16 protein-coding genes are annotated in these 19,591 nt (G+C 50.8%); 7 read left to right on the top strand and 9 right to left on the bottom strand.

The annotated features are described in order from the left end of the window. Nucleotides 1-200: 200 nt before the first annotated feature. From gudD to syd, 7 genes are all read right to left on the bottom strand, one after another. On the bottom strand, nt 201-1,541 hold the full coding sequence (gene gudD, locus K0778_RS11870) for a glucarate dehydratase (protein ID WP_000098255.1): 1,341 nt from the start codon (nt 1,539-1,541) through the stop codon (nt 201-203). A 20-nt stretch (nt 1,542-1,561) separates the two neighbouring features. Continuing rightward, nucleotides 1,562-2,902, bottom strand: coding sequence for an enolase C-terminal domain-like protein (locus tag K0778_RS11865; protein ID WP_063084674.1), 1,341 nt, complete (start codon nt 2,900-2,902; stop codon nt 1,562-1,564). A 1-nt stretch (nt 2,903) separates the two neighbouring features. Then, on the bottom strand, nt 2,904-4,256 hold the full coding sequence (gene gudP / locus K0778_RS11860; RefSeq protein WP_000097082.1) for a galactarate/glucarate/glycerate transporter GudP: 1,353 nt from the start codon (nt 4,254-4,256) through the stop codon (nt 2,904-2,906). A gap of 434 nt (nt 4,257-4,690) precedes the next feature. Continuing rightward, entirely contained in the window at nt 4,691-5,140 is a 450-nt protein-coding gene (locus K0778_RS11855; protein ID WP_000807751.1) for a flavodoxin, read from the bottom strand. A gap of 17 nt (nt 5,141-5,157) precedes the next feature. Then, the gene (truC, locus tag K0778_RS11850) at nt 5,158-5,940 is read right to left on the bottom strand and encodes a tRNA pseudouridine(65) synthase TruC (protein ID WP_000890001.1); all 783 of its coding nucleotides are present in this window, start codon (nt 5,938-5,940) and stop codon (nt 5,158-5,160) included. Continuing rightward, a complete protein-coding gene (locus K0778_RS11845) occupies nt 5,940-6,269 on the bottom strand; it encodes a YqcC family protein (protein ID WP_000206990.1) in 330 nt (109 codons plus the stop codon). The genes truC and K0778_RS11845 overlap by 1 nt, the downstream gene beginning before the upstream one ends. 621 nt (nt 6,270-6,890) lie before the next feature. Continuing rightward, complete coding sequence (syd, locus tag K0778_RS11840) at nt 6,891-7,436, bottom strand: SecY-interacting protein (protein ID WP_063084675.1); 546 nt, start codon at nt 7,434-7,436, stop codon at nt 6,891-6,893. A 67-nt stretch (nt 7,437-7,503) separates the two neighbouring features. Here syd and queF point away from each other — a divergent pair, with 67 nt between their 5' ends. The 5 genes from queF (at nt 7,504) to xni (ending at nt 13,966) form a co-directional block, all read left to right on the top strand. Continuing rightward, nucleotides 7,504-8,352: an NADPH-dependent 7-cyano-7-deazaguanine reductase QueF gene (queF, locus tag K0778_RS11835; RefSeq protein ID WP_000100421.1), complete on the top strand. Its 849-nt coding sequence runs from the start codon at nt 7,504-7,506 to the stop codon at nt 8,350-8,352. Nucleotides 8,353-8,463: 111 nt separating this feature from the next. Then, nucleotides 8,464-9,828: a nucleotide 5'-monophosphate nucleosidase PpnN gene (gene ppnN / locus K0778_RS11830; RefSeq protein WP_000627995.1), complete on the top strand. Its 1,365-nt coding sequence runs from the start codon at nt 8,464-8,466 to the stop codon at nt 9,826-9,828. Between the two features lie 556 nt (nt 9,829-10,384). Continuing rightward, on the top strand, nt 10,385-11,674 hold the full coding sequence (sdaC, locus tag K0778_RS11825; protein WP_000450476.1) for an HAAAP family serine/threonine permease SdaC: 1,290 nt from the start codon (nt 10,385-10,387) through the stop codon (nt 11,672-11,674). A gap of 57 nt (nt 11,675-11,731) precedes the next feature. Further along, complete coding sequence (sdaB, locus tag K0778_RS11820; protein ID WP_000626368.1) at nt 11,732-13,099, top strand: L-serine ammonia-lyase II; 1,368 nt, start codon at nt 11,732-11,734, stop codon at nt 13,097-13,099. 111 nt (nt 13,100-13,210) lie between these two features. Then, the gene (gene xni, locus K0778_RS11815) at nt 13,211-13,966 is read left to right on the top strand and encodes a flap endonuclease Xni (RefSeq protein WP_000268232.1); all 756 of its coding nucleotides are present in this window, start codon (nt 13,211-13,213) and stop codon (nt 13,964-13,966) included. Nucleotides 13,967-14,020: 54 nt separating this feature from the next. On the opposite strand, the gene fucO is transcribed toward xni, so the two are convergent. Together fucO and fucA are read right to left on the bottom strand one after the other, a co-directional pair. Beyond that, complete coding sequence (gene fucO, locus K0778_RS11810) at nt 14,021-15,169, bottom strand: lactaldehyde reductase (RefSeq protein WP_000013588.1); 1,149 nt, start codon at nt 15,167-15,169, stop codon at nt 14,021-14,023. Nucleotides 15,170-15,196: 27 nt separating this feature from the next. Next, nucleotides 15,197-15,844 (bottom strand): L-fuculose-phosphate aldolase, encoded by a 648-nt coding sequence (gene fucA / locus K0778_RS11805; RefSeq protein ID WP_000440781.1) that lies wholly within the window; start codon nt 15,842-15,844, stop codon nt 15,197-15,199. Between the two features lie 546 nt (nt 15,845-16,390). On the opposite strand from fucA, the gene fucP reads away from it, so the two are divergent. After that, a complete protein-coding gene (gene fucP, locus K0778_RS11800; protein ID WP_000528603.1) occupies nt 16,391-17,707 on the top strand; it encodes an L-fucose:H+ symporter permease in 1,317 nt (438 codons plus the stop codon). A 32-nt stretch (nt 17,708-17,739) separates the two neighbouring features. After that, on the top strand, nt 17,740-19,515 hold the full coding sequence (gene fucI, locus K0778_RS11795; RefSeq protein ID WP_000724176.1) for an L-fucose isomerase: 1,776 nt from the start codon (nt 17,740-17,742) through the stop codon (nt 19,513-19,515). Nucleotides 19,516-19,591 lie beyond the last annotated feature (76 nt).

Below are 19,591 nucleotides of genomic sequence, written 5' to 3'. Positions count from 1 at the left end.
TATGACGCTGGTTTCAGATTGGTGACAAAGTGCCTGTGTTTATGCCGGATGCGGCGTTAACGCCTTATCCGGCCTACAAAACCAATTAAATTCAATGAATTAAAAAATGATGTAGACCTGATACATAGCACAACAGGCTATTTTGCGTTTAGCATCAGTCTCAAGCCGGCTCCAGATAGAGCCGGTTTTGGTTTTCTGTCTTAACGCACCATGCACGGGCGCTTGTTATCGAACGTCCAGCCAGGAATCAGATACTGCATTCCCATCGCATCGTCACGCGCGCCAAGCCCGTGTTTCTGATACAGCTCATGGGCTTTCATCACTTGATCCATATCGATTTCTACACCCAGCCCCGGTTTTTCTGGCACCTGTACCAGCCCGCCTTTGATCTCAAACGGTTCTTTGGTCAGGCGCTGATTGCCTTCCTGCCAAATCCAGTGCGTATCAATAGCAGTAATTTTACCCGGTGCAGCGGCGGCAACATGGGTAAACATCGCCAGGGAAATATCGAAGTGGTTGTTAGAGTGTGAACCCCAGGTCAGGCCAAATTCATGGCACATTTGCGCCACACGTACCGAACCTTGCATTGTCCAGAAGTGCGGATCCGCCAGCGGGATATCAACGGATTGCAGGGAGAGCGTATGGCCCATTTGCCGCCAGTCGGTGGCGATCATATTGGTTGCAGTCGGTAGACCTGTCGCGCGACGGAACTCTGCCATCACTTCACGCCCGGAGAAACCTTGCTCCGCACCACACGGATCTTCTGCATAAGCCAGCGAACCTTTCAGGTATTTACCGATTTTAATCGCTTCGTTCAGCGACCAGGCACCGTTAGGATCGAGCGTAATACGCGCCTGCGGGAAGCGTTGCGCCAGTGCCACAATAGACTCGGCCTCTTCTTCCCCGGCCAGTACACCGCCCTTCAGTTTGAAATCGTTGAAGCCATATTTTTCATATGCCGCTTCCGCCAGGCGCACCACCGCATCCGGCGTCATCGCTTCTTCATGACGCAGGCGATACCAGTCGCATGAGTCATCCGGCTGGCTTTGATACGGCAGCGGCGTGGCTTTGCGATTACCGACGAAGAACAGATAACCGAGCATTTCGACTTCGCTACGCTGTTGACCATCGCCCAGCAGCGATGCCACGTTTACCCCCAGATGCTGCCCCAGCAGATCCAGCATTGCCGCTTCTATCCCGGTAACTACATGAATAGTGGTACGTAGGTCAAATGTCTGCAAACCGCGCCCACCAGCATCACGATCGGCAAAAGTATTACGCACCAGCGTCAGAACGTTTTTGTATTCACCCAGCGTTTTACCTACCACCAGCGGAATCGCATCTTCCAGCGTTTTACGGATTTTCTCGCCGCCGGGAATTTCCCCTACGCCAGTGTGACCAGAATTATCTTTGATAATCACAATATTACGCGTAAAGAACGGTGCGTGTGCACCACTCAGATTCATCAGCATACTGTCATGACCCGCCACCGGGATAACCTGCATTTCAGTAACAACAGGCGTCGTAAATTGAGAACTCATATTTATGTCCTTTTTCAGAATCAATGACGGCCGAAAACGGGACGTTTACGGTCAAAGGTCCAGCCGGGGATCAGGTACTGCATCGGACCTGCGTCGTTACGCGCACCGCCAGGCAGACGTTTATAGGCCTCATGTGCCTTTTGTACCTGTTCCCAGTCCAGTTCCACGCCCAGACCGGGCGCATCAGGAACGGCAATTTTTCCGTTTTTAATCTCCAGCGGATTTTGGGTCAGGCGACAATCGCCCTCCTGCCAAATCCAGTGGGTATCGATAGCGGTAGGATTACCCGGTGCCGCCGCGCCCACATGGGTAAACATCGCCAGAGAGATATCGAAATGGTTATTAGAATGGCAGCCCCAGGTCAGCCCCCAGTCGTCGCAAAGCTGCGCCACACGGACTGCACCGGAAAGCGTCCAGAAGTGCGGATCGGCAAGTGGAATATCTACCGCATTGAGCATCACCGCATGACCCATTTCGCGCCAGTTGGTGGCGATCATGTTAGTCGCGACGGGCAAGCCGGTCGCCCGTCGAAATTCCGCCATCACTTCACGTCCGGAGAAGCCCTGTTCTGCGCCGCATGGATCTTCGGCATAGGTAAGAACATCATTCAGCCCTTTGCATAAAGAAATGGCTTCATCAAGCAGCCATGCACCGTTGGGATCAACGGTAATCCGCGCATCCGGGAAGCGTTTCTTCAATGCACGAACAGTGTCGATTTCTTGCTCGCCAGGTAACACGCCGCCCTTAAGTTTGAAATCTTTAAAGCCGTAGCGATCCTGTGAGGCTTCCGCCAGACGCACAACGGCTTCGCTGTTCATTGCTTTCTGATGCCGCAACTGATACCACTCATGGTTGCCCGGCGTATTTTCCACATAAGGAAGATCGGTTTTGGTCCGATCACCGATATAAAACAGATAACCGAGGACGGTAATAGCCTCGCGTTGCTTGCCTGGCCCTAACAGTTCGCAGACCGGAACATTCAGCGCCTTACCTAGCAGGTCAAGCAAAGCGGCTTCCAGCGCCGCCACGGCGTTAACGCGTAATTCAAAGGTCCAGGCACCTTTACCGAAGGTATCAAAATCGGCGGCCTGATTACCTTTATGCACCTGCTGGACCACTTTATTCAGTCGCGCAACTTCCTGGCCCAGAACCATCGGAATAGCATCGACAAGCGTCTGATAAATCACATCTCCGCCCGGCGCTTCACCAATGCCGGTATGCCCGACGTTATCGGTGAGTACCACAATATTGCGGGTGAAATATGCGTTATGTGCCCCACCAATATTAAGCAACATGCTGTCATGCCCGGCCACCGGAATGACTTTCATATCAGTAATAACAGGACTGGATTGTGTCGCCATCTTATTGCCCCGCAACAGGTTTCAACTCGATACGCTTGATATCGCCCACCAGCACCAGGTAGCTCAGTACCGCGATTAAGGCATGAACACCAACATAAATCAGCGCCCCATTAAACGAGCCAGTCGTGCCAACGATATAACCAATTGCGATTGGCGTGACGATGCCAGAAATGTTACCGAACATGTTGAACAGGCCACCGGAAAGACCGCTGATCTCTTTTGGCGCGGTATCTGCCATTACTGCCCAACCCAGCGCCCCGATGCCCTTACCGAAGAAGGCCAGCGCCATAAAGCCGATGATCATCCACTCAACGTTGACGTAGTTGCAGAACACCATCACCATCGACAGCAACATGCCCATTACGATCGGTGTTTTACGCGCAATGTTCAGCGATCCCGTGCGGCGCATCAGCCAGTCGGAAATAATCCCACCCAGCACACCGCCGATAAAACCGCAAACCGCCGGAACGGAAGCCACAAAGCCCGCTTTCAGAATCGACATCCCGCGTGCCTGCACCAGATAAACCGGGAACCAGGTAATAAAGAAGTAAGTCAGGGCGTTGATACAGTACTGACCGATATAAACGCCGATCATCATCCGTGACCCGAGCAGCTGTTTGATCTGCCCCCACTTCACGCTGAACGGCACTTTAACTTTAGTGTTTTGCTGATCCATATTGATCAGCGCGCCACCCGCGGCGATATACTCCAGCTCTTTCTGATTTACGCCCGGATGTTGATTTGGCTCGTGGATGACTTTCAACCAGATAAAGCTGATGACAATGCCCAGACCGCCCATAAAGAAGAAGACGTGTGACCAGCCCACTTCATGCGTCAGCCAGCCCATAATCGGCGCGAAGATCACCGTTGCGAAGTATTGGGCGGAGTTAAAAATCGACACCGCCGTTCCCCTTTCCTGCGCCGGAAACCAGGCCGCAACAATGCGACTGTTGCCGGGGAAAGATGGCGCTTCAGCAAGCCCGACCAGGAAGCGCAGCGTAAACAGGGCAACGATAATGCCGAATCCACTAAAGATATCGACGAAGCCTTGCAGCAAGGTAAACATCGACCAGATAAAGATCGACCAGAAGTAGACGCGTTTTGAACCAAAACGGTCCAGCAACCAGCCACCAGGGATCTGCCCGATAACATAAGCCCATGAGAAAGCAGAGAACACATAGCCCATTCCCACAGGATCAAGGCCGATATCTTTGGCCATTTCCGAACCGGCGATAGAGAGCGTAGCGCGGTCGCCGTAGTTGAAGGATGTGACGATAAACAACATCACCACTATCCAGTAACGAGCATTTGTGCGTTTTTCCACACTGCTCGCAGCCTGACTTAAAGAACTCATTGTTGCACTCCTGAAAATTCGCGTTAGCCACGCTCACTCTGGACTGCGACATCGCCAGGAAATCAGAGGTGACGTAGGGTGTTTTTTGCCGTTTTTATAGGTCGTTCGCCGAATACGGCGCGTGTTTATATCTGGCAATAGCAGTATAAAAAGCGCGCCATAGCGGCTCACCGTGCAACAACACAACATTAATGCGTTCAATGAGGCCCGATTTTGGCATTAGCCCTGGACGGTGGAATCCACTTCACGGAAATGAAAACAAGAACAAGAAAGGAAGGGTTAAAACGAAGAAATAAAGAAGAGTATGAAATGGATCGCTTGACTCCAGGCAAACGCCAGTAAAAATCCGCACTATGAAGCAGTTTTTACTGGCATTTGCCTGAAAAGATTCGATTCAGCACTGCTAAAACGGCATTTACCGCTCGCTGAACATATCAGGACAACAGCGTGCCCCAATGTTCGACCCACGGATTTGATTCCGTTTCCGGTTCCGGGTTCTCACTGGCGTCAATCAACAGCATTTCGCCAACCCGCTGAGCGCTCTGTTCCTGCAACAAGGCATCGAACTGTTTGCCGCCATTGCAGAAATTCACATAACTACTGTCGCCGAGCGCAATCACGCCATAACGCAGATTCGGCTGGAAGCCCAGACTATCTTTGATTCCCTGAAAGAGTGGCACAATGCTATCAGGAAGGTCGCCCTGCCCGGTCGTGGACGTAACCACCAGAACATACTTATCCTGATAGGGCAGCCAGTCGCTTAATTCAGGATCTTCAAATACCGTTGCTTTGTGGCCCTGCGCGGTCAGAATCGCTTCCGCTTCTTCGGCCACTAACAGTGAATTCCCGTACATGGTGCCGACAAAAATACCAATTTCCGCCATACCGTTTTCTCCCTGGATTAGGAACTTATCTCTCCATCCTGACCCGATGGCGCACTGAACTCAACCCTTTCATTTTCAGGAAGCAGACCGCGCCAGCCAAATTGTGATAACGCCTGCATCCAGGTGTCGTCCAGGCCCGCGTGAATAGTCAGCGGCTCGCCAGTAAAAGGATGCGTCAATGACAACTGACTGGCATGTAGCATTAACCGCTGGAGGCCAAAATGCTCAGCACCGCTGCGATTCTGGCGTAAATCGCCATGTTTGCTATCGCCAATAATCGGATGACGCAAATGGGCAAGATGTCGGCGAAGCTGATGTTTGCGTCCGGTTTTCGGCTCCAGTTCCACCAGGCCGTAGCGCGTGGTCGGGTAACGTCCGGTCGCTACCGGCATTTCTACGGTCGCCAGACCGCGATAATGCGTCACTGCTGGCTGCGGGCCTTTATCTTCGCGGGCAAATTTATCAGCGATTTTGTCCAGTTCTTCCACCAGTGGATAATCCAGCACCGCTTCTTCCATCAACCAGCCGCGCACAATCGCATGGTAACGTTTCTGGATTTGGTGCTGTTCAAACTGTTGTGCCAGCAGCCGTCCGGCCTCGCTGGATAATCCCATCAACAACACACCAGAAGTGGGTCGGTCCAGACGATGAGCAGTAAAAACATGCTGGCCTATCTGGTCACGCACGGTTTGCATGACCACTACTTTCTCGTCGCGATCCAGCCAGCTGCGGTGAACCAGCCAGCCGGAGGGTTTATTTACCGCAACCAGCCATTCATCCTGATAGAGTATTTCCAGCATTAGCTCGCATCATCCGCAAAAAGAGCATCCAGTTTTTCCAGCTCAGCCAGAATAAGCGCGCGTTGCGGATGGTCCGTCGCCAGCGCCATTTCATAATAGGGTGCAACGGCAAAAGCGCCCGGTAACGGCTGTTTGTTATCTAACAAATCGTGCATTCGCGGGATCAGCACCCACTGCAACCACTCCAGTGGTTCCATGGTGTCCATAAAGAACGGTTGGGTACTATTAAATTGATGCGGCTGGGGTTCATCGTTTCGCCAGTGCTGATGTTCACGCAGTAACGCTTCAAGCGCCTGCAACTGGAGACGAACGCGGTCATGAGTGGTCATAAAGCAACCTCAATAAGAAAAACTGCCGCGAAGGATAGCAGGAATAAAAAAAGGGAGCACTGTATTCACAGCGCTCCCGGTTCGTTTCGCAGCATTCCAGCTACTTTTGTTGCTCCCTGCTCATCCTTGACAACTTTTCCTCTGGCCTTGCGGCCAATCGTTCATCCTGAACTATTGCTTCCTGCTCACACCACCCCGATGTGATACTTCATCCTGAAGTGTCCCTGGCCTTCCTGACCCACCGAATCATCCTGACCGGTTCTCATTCTCCATCCTGGAGGTGTCCTTTAACGCGTCCTGCGTCATCCTCTTCGCTTCATCCAGAAGCCTTTCCCTGAAACACCATCCTGGTGTGTCCTGCAGAAGAGTCATCATCCTGATGTTCACTTCGTTGTCTGACTCCCTGTCGACGAAGATAGAATCGTCTTTTTCGCGAAGTCTTACAAGGCGCTTACAGACAATGCCTTAAGGAAAATTTCATATGAAAGTTAAGAATTAACAATCAACATTTTGATTTTAAATGAAAATAACGATTCTTATCTTTTTAAGTATTCGCTTATTTCCTGGCGATCTCCTACAGAGTCTGTAAGAGATCTCTCACAACCAGATGGGGTATTTGGATTACAGAAGAGGCTTAAGTTGATTAAGGAATTCCGCAAGATTTGAGGCTAAATGCGTCCGTTTACGTGTTCCCAGCGTCTCTTTGCACACTTCACCGGAGAGATTACACACCGAGATGACCTCTAACTCTTCTTCCAGCGTCGCGATAAATAGCGTGGGCGACAGTTTTAGCCTTTTCTGAGTCACCAGATGACCAATCAGATTTTCCTGCACCCGACGGAAGTCGTCTTCACTCCAGGTTTGCAGCAATGTCAGTTTGATATCGCCAAACTGCGCGTGCATATCCCCGGCAAACTGAGTCGTATAAAAGGTATGAATTGTGGATTGTATCACAATATCAAAAGCGCGTTCAACCGCGTTTACATTTTGTTCCCCGGTAAACGGCTGGGGTTGCCAGTATACGGCATCTTCGGTAGTTGAAATAATGCACGGTGAAGGAACACCGTACAGTTCCTCACTTAACGGCCAGCTTTTATGCTCTTCATGCCACGCATCGCAGTAGCGTGCAGTAAAATCTTTCAGGGCTTGTGCGGTCAAATCGTCCACTAATTTCTCTCTTCACTTAAACCAGATACACTTGTCGTTTAGTTTATCTGGTTTATGACGGTGAAACATGTCTTCTTATGCAAACCATCAGGCACTTGCGGGCCTGACTCTTGGAAAATCAACCGATTACCGGGATACCTATGACGCCAGCCTACTGCAAGGCGTTCCACGCAGCCTGAATCGCGACCCGCTGGGTCTGAAAGCGGATAACCTGCCTTTTCACGGTACGGATATCTGGACGCTGTATGAACTTTCCTGGCTGAATGCGAAAGGTTTGCCGCAGGTCGCTGTCGGTCATGTTGAACTTGATTACACCAGCGTAAATCTGATTGAGTCGAAGAGTTTTAAGCTCTATCTCAACAGTTTTAACCAGACGCGTTTTAATAACTGGGATGAGGTGCGCCAGACGCTGGAGCGCGACTTAAGCACTTGCGCTCAGGGTAAGATTAGCGTGGCGTTATATCGTCTTGATGAACTGGAAGGCCAGCCGATAGGTCATTTTAATGGCACTTGCATTGATGACCAGGATATCACTATCGATAACTATGAATTCACTACTGACTATCTGGAGAATGCCACCTGTGGTGAAAAAGTAGTGGAAGAGACGCTTGTCAGCCACCTGCTGAAATCAAACTGCCTGATCACCCATCAACCAGATTGGGGTTCGCTCCAAATTCAGTATCGTGGACGCCAAATTGACAGAGAAAAACTGCTGCGTTACCTGGTCTCATTCCGTCATCACAACGAGTTCCACGAACAGTGCGTGGAACGCATCTTTAATGACCTGTTACGCTTCTGCCAGCCAGAAAAATTGAGCGTTTACGCACGTTATACCCGTCGTGGCGGTCTGGACATTAACCCGTGGCGCAGTAATAGCGATTTTGTCCCATCGACCACAAGACTGGTTCGGCAATAAATTTTTTCTCAATTTTGCGTGCTGGATTCACGCAGAAGGTTGTGAAAGGTCATCAGGCAGGGCTATTGTAATCAAAGGGAATGACGATATTCGTCCCATAAGGAGTTTTTCTTGATTACACATATTAGCCCGCTTGGCTCCATGGATATGTTGTCGCAGCTGGAAGTGGATATGCTTAAACGCACCGCCAGCAGCGACCTCTATCAACTGTTTCGCAACTGTTCACTTGCCGTACTGAACTCCGGTAGTTTGACCGATAACAGCAAAGAATTGCTGTCTCGTTTTGAAAATTTCGATATTAACGTCTTGCGCCGTGAACGCGGCGTAAAGCTGGAACTGATTAATCCCCCGGAAGAGGCTTTTGTCGATGGGCGAATTATTCGCGCTTTGCAGGCCAACTTGTTCGCGGTCCTGCGTGACATTCTCTTCGTTTACGGGCAAATCCATAACACCGTTCGTTTTCCCAACCTGAATCTCGACAACTCCGTCCACATCACTAACCTGGTCTTTTCCATCTTGCGTAACGCTCGCGCGCTGCATGTGGGTGAAGCGCCAAATATGGTGGTCTGCTGGGGCGGTCACTCAATTAACGAAAACGAGTATTTGTATGCCCGTCGCGTCGGAAACCAGCTGGGCCTGCGTGAGCTGAATATCTGCACCGGCTGTGGTCCGGGAGCGATGGAAGCGCCGATGAAAGGTGCTGCGGTCGGACACGCGCAGCAGCGTTACAAAGACAGTCGTTTTATTGGTATGACAGAGCCGTCGATTATCGCCGCTGAACCGCCTAACCCGCTGGTCAACGAATTGATCATCATGCCGGATATCGAAAAACGTCTGGAAGCGTTTGTCCGTATCGCTCACGGCATCATTATCTTCCCTGGCGGTGTGGGTACGGCAGAAGAGTTGCTGTATTTGCTGGGAATTTTAATGAACCCGGCCAACAAAGATCAGGTTTTACCATTGATCCTCACCGGCCCGAAAGAGAGCGCCGACTACTTCCGCGTACTGGACGAGTTTGTCGTGCATACGCTGGGTGAAAACGCGCGCCGCCATTACCGCATCATCATTGATGACGCCGCTGAAGTCGCTCGTCAGATGAAAAAATCGATGCCGCTGGTGAAAGAAAATCGCCGTGATACAGGCGATGCCTACAGCTTTAACTGGTCAATGCGCATTGCGCCAGATTTGCAAATGCCGTTTGAGCCGTCTCACGAGAATATGGCTAATCTGAAGCTTTACCCGGATCAACCTGTTGAAGTGCTGGCTGCCGACCTGCGCCGTGCGTTCTCCGGTATTGTGGCGGGTAACGTAAAAGAAGTCGGTATTCGCGCCATTGAAGAGTTTGGTCCTTACAAAATCAACGGCGATAAAGAGATTATGCGTCGTATGGACGACCTGCTACAGGGTTTTGTTGCCCAGCATCGTATGAAGCTGCCAGGCTCAGCCTACATCCCTTGCTACGAAATCTGCACGTAATCTCCGCTCCCCCGGTGACGTTTGTTGCCGGGTTTTCTCGTTTTTGGTCACTTACTCATCAACTCATTTCATTTGTTATATGAATGTTTCTTACCACCCTCACGCGACAAATATCATCACAGTTAATATGTCATACAATTTATGTTGCAACGCAAACGTTTCCCTATTTTCATAAACCGTATTTTATCGCTATGAAAAAGAAATTATCGCCATGATTAACTAAAAGTATTGATTTTTTCAGTTCAACCTACATATATTGCGCGCCCCGGAAGAAGTCAGATGTCGTTTAATGGGCAAATATTGCCCTTAAATTCTCTTTTACTTTTGATTTACAGAGTAAAGCGTTGGGATAATCTATCTTCCAAGTAGATTATTGTATTTGGGATCAAGATCACTGATAGATACATAACTTGTGTGTATCTTTCCGCCCTCAAATTATTACGGCGGTAAATGATTAAGCCATCGCCGATAGACAGATTTCATTTTTACGGTCAGGCACCTTCCCGGGCTGAACTGGCTAAAAGCTGAATTATTTGCATTCCTCCAGGAGAAATAGATGGAAACGACTCAAACCAGCACGATTGCGTCGAAAGACTCTCGTAGTGCCTGGCGCAAGACAGACACCATGTGGATGCTGGGCCTTTACGGCACGGCAATCGGCGCGGGCGTGCTGTTCCTGCCAATCAACGCCGGTGTTGGCGGTATGATCCCGCTGATCATCATGGCTATCCTTGCGTTCCCGATGACGTTTTTTGCTCACCGCGGCCTGACTCGCTTCGTACTGTCTGGTAAAAACCCGGGCGAAGACATCACCGAGGTTGTAGAAGAACACTTTGGTATTGGCGCAGGTAAACTGATTACCCTGCTCTATTTCTTCGCTATCTACCCGATCCTGCTGGTTTATAGCGTAGCAATCACCAATACAGTTGAAAGCTTCATGTCTCACCAGCTGGGTATGACACCACCGCCGCGTGCGATTCTGTCGCTGATCCTGATCGTGGGTATGATGACCATCGTTCGCTTCGGTGAGCAGATGATCGTTAAAGCGATGAGTATTCTGGTATTCCCGTTTGTTGGCGTACTGATGCTGCTGGCTCTGTACCTGATCCCGCAGTGGAACGGCGCAGCACTGGAAACGCTGTCTCTGGACACTGCATCTGCAACCGGGAACGGTCTGTGGATGACCCTGTGGCTGGCAATTCCGGTAATGGTGTTCTCGTTCAACCACTCTCCGATCATCTCTTCTTTCGCCGTTGCGAAGCGTGAAGAGTACGGCGATATGGCAGAACAGAAATGCTCGAAGATCCTTGCATTCGCACACATCATGATGGTGCTGACCGTAATGTTCTTCGTCTTCAGCTGCGTACTGAGCCTGACTCCGGCAGACCTGGCTGCGGCTAAAGAGCAGAACATCTCGATTCTGTCTTACCTGGCTAACCACTTTAACGCACCGGTTATCGCGTGGATGGCTCCGATTATCGCGATTATCGCTATCACCAAATCCTTCCTCGGCCACTACCTGGGCGCACGTGAAGGCTTCAACGGTATGGTGATTAAATCTCTGCGTGGTAAAGGTAAGTCTATCGAAATCAACAAGCTGAACCGTATCACTGCGCTGTTCATGCTGGTAACGACCTGGATTGTTGCCACCCTGAACCCGAGCATCCTGGGTATGATTGAAACCCTGGGCGGCCCAATCATCGCGATGATCCTGTTCCTGATGCCGATGTACGCAATTCAGAAAGTACCGGCAATGCGTAAGTACAGCGGTCACATCAGCAACGTATTCGTTGTCGTGATGGGTCTGATTGCAATCTCCGCAATCTTCTACTCTCTGTTCAGCTAAGTCCTTTCGCGCCGCTTTCGGGCGGCGCTTCCTCCGTTTTAACGCGATGTATTTCCTATGATTAGCGTATTCGATATTTTCAAAATCGGCATTGGCCCTTCCAGTTCTCATACCGTTGGACCAATGAAAGCGGGTAAACAATTTACCGACGATCTGATTGCCCATAATCTGCTTAAAGACGTGACCCGCGTGGTGGTTGACGTGTACGGCTCGCTCTCTCTGACCGGTAAAGGCCACCACACTGATATCGCCATTATTATGGGCCTGGCGGGTAACCTGCCGGATACCGTGGATATCGATTCCATCCCTGGTTTTATTCAGGATGTGAATACTCATGGTCGCCTGATGCTGGCAAACGGTCAGCATGAAGTGGAGTTCCCGGTTGATCAGTGCATGAACTTCCATGCAGACAACCTTTCTCTGCATGAAAACGGTATGCGCATTACCGCGCTGGCGGGCGATAAAGTCGTTTACAGCCAGACTTACTACTCTATTGGCGGTGGCTTTATCGTTGATGAAGAGCATTTTGGCCAGCAGAATAGCGCACCGGTTGAAGTTCCTTATCCGTACAGTTCAGCAGCCGATCTGCAAAAACATTGTCAGGAAACCGGGCTGTCACTCTCTGGCCTGATGATGAAAAATGAGCTGGCGCTGCACAGCAAAGAAGAGCTGGAACAGCACCTGGCGAACGTATGGGAAGTCATGCGTGGCGGTATTGAGCGCGGTATTTCCACCGAAGGCGTGTTGCCTGGCAAACTGCGCGTTCCACGCCGTGCTGCGGCACTACGCCGGATGCTGGTCAGCCAGGATAAAACCACCACTGACCCGATGGCGGTTGTTGACTGGATCAACATGTTTGCACTGGCAGTGAACGAAGAGAACGCTGCTGGCGGACGCGTGGTGACTGCGCCGACTAACGGTGCGTGCGGGATTATCCCGGCAGTGCTGGCGTACTACGACAAGTTTATCCGCGAAGTGAACGCTAACTCACTGGCTCGTTACCTGCTGGTAGCCAGTGCCATTGGTTCTCTTTATAAGATGAACGCGTCAATTTCTGGTGCTGAAGTCGGCTGCCAGGGTGAAGTTGGTGTGGCGTGCTCAATGGCGGCGGCTGGTCTGGCAGAGCTGTTAGGTGCAAGCCCGGCGCAGGTGTGCATCGCGGCGGAAATCGCCATGGAGCACAACCTCGGTCTGACGTGTGACCCGGTCGCCGGACAGGTACAGGTGCCATGCATCGAGCGTAACGCCATTGCGGCAGTAAAAGCGGTGAACGCCGCACGTATGGCGCTGCGCCGTACCAGCGAGCCGCGCGTCTGCCTCGATAAAGTTATCGAAACCATGTACGAAACAGGTAAAGATATGAACGCCAAGTACCGCGAAACCTCTCGCGGCGGCCTGGCAATGAAGATCGTTGCCTGCGATTAATCGCTCTCCAGAGGCCTCGTTTTGCGAGGCCTCTTCCCGATTTCTCATCCAGCCGTAGCCTGTTCCGGCATCGAATGTTACCCTTATCGCCTGATCTTTAAGGGGGTTATCGTGGCTGTTCATTTGCTTATTGTCGATGCACTGAATCTTATTCGTCGCATTCATGCCGTTCAGGGGTCGCCCTGTGTCGAAACCTGCCAGCATGCGCTCGATCAGCTCATTATGCACAGCCAGCCAACCCACGCGGTCGCCGTTTTTGATGATGAAAACCGCAGTAGCGGCTGGCGTCATCAGCGTTTACCAGATTACAAAGCGGGTCGACCGCCAATGCCGGAAGAGTTGCACGACGAGATGCCTGCATTACGCGCCGCCTTTGAGCAACGCGGCGTCCCGTGCTGGTCAACCAGCGGCAACGAAGCCGATGACTTAGCCGCCACGCTGGCGGTCAAAGTGACACAGGCCGGGCATCAGGCAACGATTGTTTCGACAGATAAAGGCTACTGTCAGTTACTTTCACCGACATTACGTATTCGTGATTACTTCCAGAAACGTTGGCTGGATGCGCCATTTATCGATAAAGAATTTGGCGTTCAACCGCAGCAGTTGCCCGATTACTGGGGACTTGCGGGGATCAGCAGTTCAAAGGTACCGGGTGTTGCGGGAATCGGACCAAAAAGCGCCACGCAGCTGCTGGTCGAGTTTCAGAGTCTGGAAGGGATATATGAGAATCTGGATGCGGTTGCCGAAAAGTGGCGCAAAAAATTAGAAACCCATAAAGAGATGGCGTTTCTGTGCCGCGATATTGCCCGCTTACAAACCGATTTGCATATCGACGGCAATTTACAGCAATTGCGGTTGGTACGGTAACGGCGAGCCGGATACGCCGCAAACGTCGTATCCGGCATTATCACATCAGCGCATTTACCAGGCGGTATGGTAAAGCTCTACAATATCCTCAAGCGTTGCTTCACGCGGGTTGCCACCGGTACAAACATCATCCAGTGCCGCCTGCGCCAGTGCCGGAATGTCTTCCTTGCGTACACCAACATCACGCAAATGTGGCGGAATACCGACATCACGGTTGAGAGCAAACACCGCTTCAACAGCGGCATTACGCGCCTCTTCCAGGCTCATACCTTCCACTTTCACGCCCATAACGCGCGCGATATCGCGGTACTTCTCACCGGTAAAGTCAGCGTTATAACGCATGACATGCGGTAACAGGATGGCGTTCGCAACACCGTGTGGAGTGTTATAAAACGCGCCCAGTGGATGCGCCATACCATGCACCAACCCTAACCCAACATTCGAGAAGCCCATACCCGCAACATACTGCCCGAGCGCCATTTCTTCTCCGGCATCCTTATCACCAGCAACCGATCCTCGCAGCGCCCCAGCAATGATTTCAATCGCTTTAATGTGCAGTGCATCGGTTAGCGCCCACGCGCCACGGGTAATATACCCCTCAATAGCATGAGTGAGCGCATCGACACCCGTCGCAGCTTTCAGCGCTGGAGGCATACCATCCATCATGTCAGCGTCAATAAACGCCACCTGCGGGATATCATGCGGATCAACGCAAACAAACTTGCGCCGTTTCTCTTCGTCAGTGATCACGTAGTTAATGGTCACTTCTGCCGCAGTACCTGCTGTGGTAGGAATTGCCAGAATCGGTACACTGGGTTTATTGGTCGGGGAAAGCCCTTCCAGGCTACGCACATCGGCAAACTCCGGGTTGTTGCTGATAATGCCAATCGCTTTACAAGTATCCTGTGGAGAACCACCACCAATAGCGATCAGGTAATCCGCGCCGCTATTCTGGAATACACCGAGCCCTTCTTTGACGACAGTAATTGTTGGGTTGGGCACTACGCCGTCGTAAATCGCCCATGCCAGCCCTGCAGCATCCATCTTATCGGTCACTTTCGCCACCACGCCGCATTGCACCAGCGTTTTATCGGTGACGATCAGCGCCTTCTGATAACCACGGCGTTTCACCTCATCGGTTAAAGCCCCAACAGCACCCCGACCAAACCATGCCGTTTCGTTCAGAATCATTCTGTTAGCCATCATCCTTCTCCTTGTTGCTTTACGAAATTACTCTTCAATTCGTAACCCATAGGTTTTGAATTTCTCCAGCACTACGGCAATCTCTTCATCGCTCAGCACTGGCACCGGGTCCGTAATCGCCAGGGTCGTCAGGTAAAGTTGCGCCAGCACTTCAACTTCATGCGCCAGCCATAACGCTTTTTCCAGATTCACCTCACAAGCGATAAGCCCATGATGTTGTAACAAAGTTGCCTTACGATTTTTGAGAGCCAGCGCAACATGTTCAGAAAGTTCGCGTGTTCCAAAGGTCGCATAAGGCGCGCAAGGAATAGAATTACCGCCAGCCGCCGCAATCATGTAGTGAATAGCGGGGATCGATCGGTTAAGAATGGAAACTGCCGTGCAATGAACGGCATGATTGTGAACAACCGCGTTGGCATCCGGTCTGCTTTGATAGGCTGCCATATGGAAACGCCATTCGCTTGAGGGGAGCTTTCCTTCCTCATGTTTACCGTTGCCATCAATAAAGACAATATGCGACTCCGTCAGTTTTTCATATGGAATGCCTGTAGGCGTAATCAGCATCCCATCCTGATAACGTACACTGACGTTCCCCGCTGTCCCCTGGTTCAGTCCCAGGCGGGTCATTTCCAGGCAAGTGTCAATAATCTGACGAGCAAGTTTATTTCGTTCCATTAGCTACCTCTCTCTGATTCAAAACAGGGCAATAATGTTGTTCCTTTCACACTATTGAATTAGCCGTTTAATTACCCACCATCTTCTTCCTGATTAACAAGAAAGAAATTCACAAGCTTATATTTTGTGACCTGGTTCAACTAATCACAGTAAATAACTGCAAGTTCTCTTTTTATAACCCCATTAAAAATGACCGCTCTTAAAAATATTTATCAAAACGGTCATTTTTCTATTCCTCCAAGCCCGGAATGACCGTTTTCGGCACAAACAATTAATACGGTCATCTGATTTGTGTTTTTTATGATTTATTTTCTGAAACGGGCATGAAATTTCGATTATTAAAGTGATGGTAGTCACATAAAGTCACCTTCTAGCTAATAAGTGTGACCGCCGTCATATTACAGAGCGTTTTTTATTTGAAAATGAATCCATGAGTTCATTTCAGACAGGCAAATATTCACTGATATGAAGCCCGAACTCGCTGGTTTTGCACTTTTGAAAACATAACCGATTACGTGCTTAAGCTTCTGAACCTAAGAGGATGCTATGGGAAACACATCAATACAAACGCAGAGTTACCGTGCGGTAGATAAAGATGCAGGGCAAAGCAGAAGTTACATTATTCCATTCGCGCTGCTGTGCTCACTGTTTTTTCTTTGGGCGGTAGCCAATAACCTTAACGACATTTTATTACCTCAATTCCAGCAGGCTTTTACGCTGACAAATTTCCAGGCTGGCCTGATCCAATCGGCCTTTTACTTTGGTTATTTCATTATCCCAATCCCTGCTGGGATATTGATGAAAAAACTCAGTTATAAAGCAGGGATTATTACCGGGTTATTTTTATATGCCTTGGGTGCTGCATTATTCTGGCCCGCCGCAGAAATAATGAACTACACCTTATTTTTAGTTGGCCTATTTATTATTGCAGCCGGATTAGGTTGTCTGGAAACTGCCGCAAACCCTTTTGTTACGGTATTAGGGCCGGAAAGTAGTGGTCACTTCCGCTTAAATCTTGCGCAAACATTTAACTCGTTTGGCGCAATTATCGCGGTTGTCTTTGGGCAAAGTCTTATTTTGTCTAACGTGCCACATCAATCGCAAGACGTTCTCGATAAAATGTCTCCAGAGCAATTGAGTGCGTATAAACACAGCCTGGTATTATCGGTACAGACACCTTATATGATCATCGTGGCTATCGTGTTACTGGTCGCCCTGCTGATCATGCTGACGAAATTCCCGGCATTGCAGAGTGATAATCACAGTGACGCCAAACAAGGATCGTTCTCCGCATCGCTTTCTCGCCTGGCGCGTATTCGCCACTGGCGCTGGGCGGTATTAGCGCAATTCTGCTATGTCGGCGCACAAACGGCCTGCTGGAGCTATTTGATTCGCTACGCTGTAGAAGAAATTCCAGGTATGACTGCAGGCTTTGCCGCTAACTATTTAACCGGAACCATGGTGTGCTTCTTTATTGGTCGTTTCACCGGTACCTGGCTCATCAGTCGCTTCGCACCACACAAAGTCCTGGCCGCCTACGCATTAATCGCTATGGCACTGTGCCTGATCTCAGCCTTCGCTGGCGGTCATGTGGGCTTAATAGCCCTGACTTTATGCAGCGCCTTTATGTCGATTCAGTACCCAACAATCTTCTCGCTGGGCATTAAGAATCTCGGCCAGGACACCAAATATGGTTCGTCCTTCATCGTTATGACCATTATTGGCGGCGGTATTGTCACTCCGGTCATGGGTTTTGTCAGTGACGCGGCGGGCAACATCCCCACTGCTGAACTGATCCCCGCACTCTGCTTCGCGGTCATCTTTATCTTTGCCCGTTTCCGTTCTCAAACGGCAACTAACTGAACATATTTTCCGAATAAAGTGAGGAATCTGTAATGAAAAAAATCAGCTTACCGAAAATTGGTATCCGCCCGGTTATTGACGGTCGTCGCATGGGTGTTCGTGAGTCGCTTGAAGAACAAACAATGAATATGGCGAAAGCTACGGCCGCACTGCTGACCGAGAAACTGCGCCATGCCTGCGGAGCTGCCGTCGAGTGTGTCATTTCCGATACCTGTATCGCGGGTATGGCTGAAGCCGCTGCTTGCGAAGAAAAATTCAGCAGTCAGAATGTAGGCCTCACCATTACGGTAACGCCTTGCTGGTGCTATGGCAGTGAAACCATCGACATGGATCCAACCCGCCCGAAAGCCATTTGGGGCTTTAACGGCACTGAACGTCCCGGCGCTGTTTACCTGGCAGCGGCTCTGGCAGCTCACAGCCAGAAAGGCATCCCGGCATTCTCCATTTACGGTCATGACGTTCAGGATGCCGATGACACATCGATTCCTGCCGATGTTGAAGAAAAACTGCTGCGCTTTGCCCGCGCCGGTTTGGCCGTCGCCAGCATGAAAGGTAAAAGCTATCTGTCGCTGGGCGGCGTTTCGATGGGTATCGCCGGTTCTATTGTTGATCACAACTTCTTTGAATCCTGGCTGGGAATGAAAGTCCAGGCGGTGGATATGACCGAACTGCGTCGCCGTATCGATCAGCAGATTTACGACGAAGCCGAACTGGAAATGGCGCTGGCCTGGGCTGATAAAAACTTCCGCTATGGCGAAGATGAAAATAACAAACAGTATCAACGTAATGCCGAGCAAAGCCGCGCAGTTCTGCGCGAAAGTTTACTGATGGCGATGTGTATCCGCGACATGATGCAAGGCAACAGCAAACTGGCCGATATTGGTCGCGTGGAAGAATCACTTGGCTACAACGCCATCGCTGCGGGCTTCCAGGGGCAACGTCACTGGACCGATCAATATCCCAATGGTGACACCGCCGAAGCGATCCTCAACAGTTCATTTGACTGGAATGGCGTGCGCGAACCCTTTGTCGTGGCGACCGAAAACGACAGTCTTAACGGCGTGGCAATGCTAATGGGTCACCAGCTCACCGGCACCGCTCAGGTATTTGCCGATGTGCGTACCTACTGGTCACCAGAAGCAATTGAGCGTGTAACGGGGCATAAACTCGATGGACTGGCAGAACACGGCATCATCCATTTGATCAACTCAGGTTCTGCTGCGCTGGACGGTTCCTGTAAACAACGCGACAGCGAAGGTAACCCGACGATGAAGCCACACTGGGAAATCTCTCAGCAAGAGGCTGACGCTTGCCTCGCCGCTACCGAATGGTGCCCGGCGATCCACGAATACTTCCGTGGCGGCGGTTACTCTTCCCGCTTCCTTACCGAAGGCGGCGTCCCGTTCACCATGACTCGTGTCAACATCATCAAAGGCCTGGGACCGGTACTGCAAATCGCGGAAGGCTGGAGCGTGGAATTGCCGAAGGATGTGCATGACATCCTCAACAAACGCACCAACTCAACCTGGCCAACCACCTGGTTTGCACCGCGCCTCACCGGTAAAGGGCCGTTTACGGATGTGTACTCGGTAATGGCGAACTGGGGCGCTAACCATGGGGTTCTGACCATCGGCCACGTTGGCGCAGACTTTATCACTCTCGCCTCCATGCTGCGTATCCCGGTATGTATGCACAACGTTGAAGAGACCAAAGTGTATCGTCCTTCTGCCTGGGCTGCGCACGGCATGGATATTGAAGGCCAGGATTACCGCGCTTGCCAGAACTACGGTCCGTTGTACAAGCGTTAATACATTACTCCCTGATGTGATGCCCGGTCGCTCCGGCTACCGGGCCTGAACAAGCAAGAGTGGTTAGCCGGATAAG

The sequence above is a fragment of the Escherichia sp. XD33 genome (assembly GCF_019375075.1).
In the GTDB taxonomy this organism is placed as follows: domain Bacteria; phylum Pseudomonadota; class Gammaproteobacteria; order Enterobacterales; family Enterobacteriaceae; genus Enterobacter; species Enterobacter flexneri_A.
The sequence above is the reverse complement of the archived record's forward strand: the minus strand, read 5'-3'. Positions and strand labels throughout refer to the sequence as shown.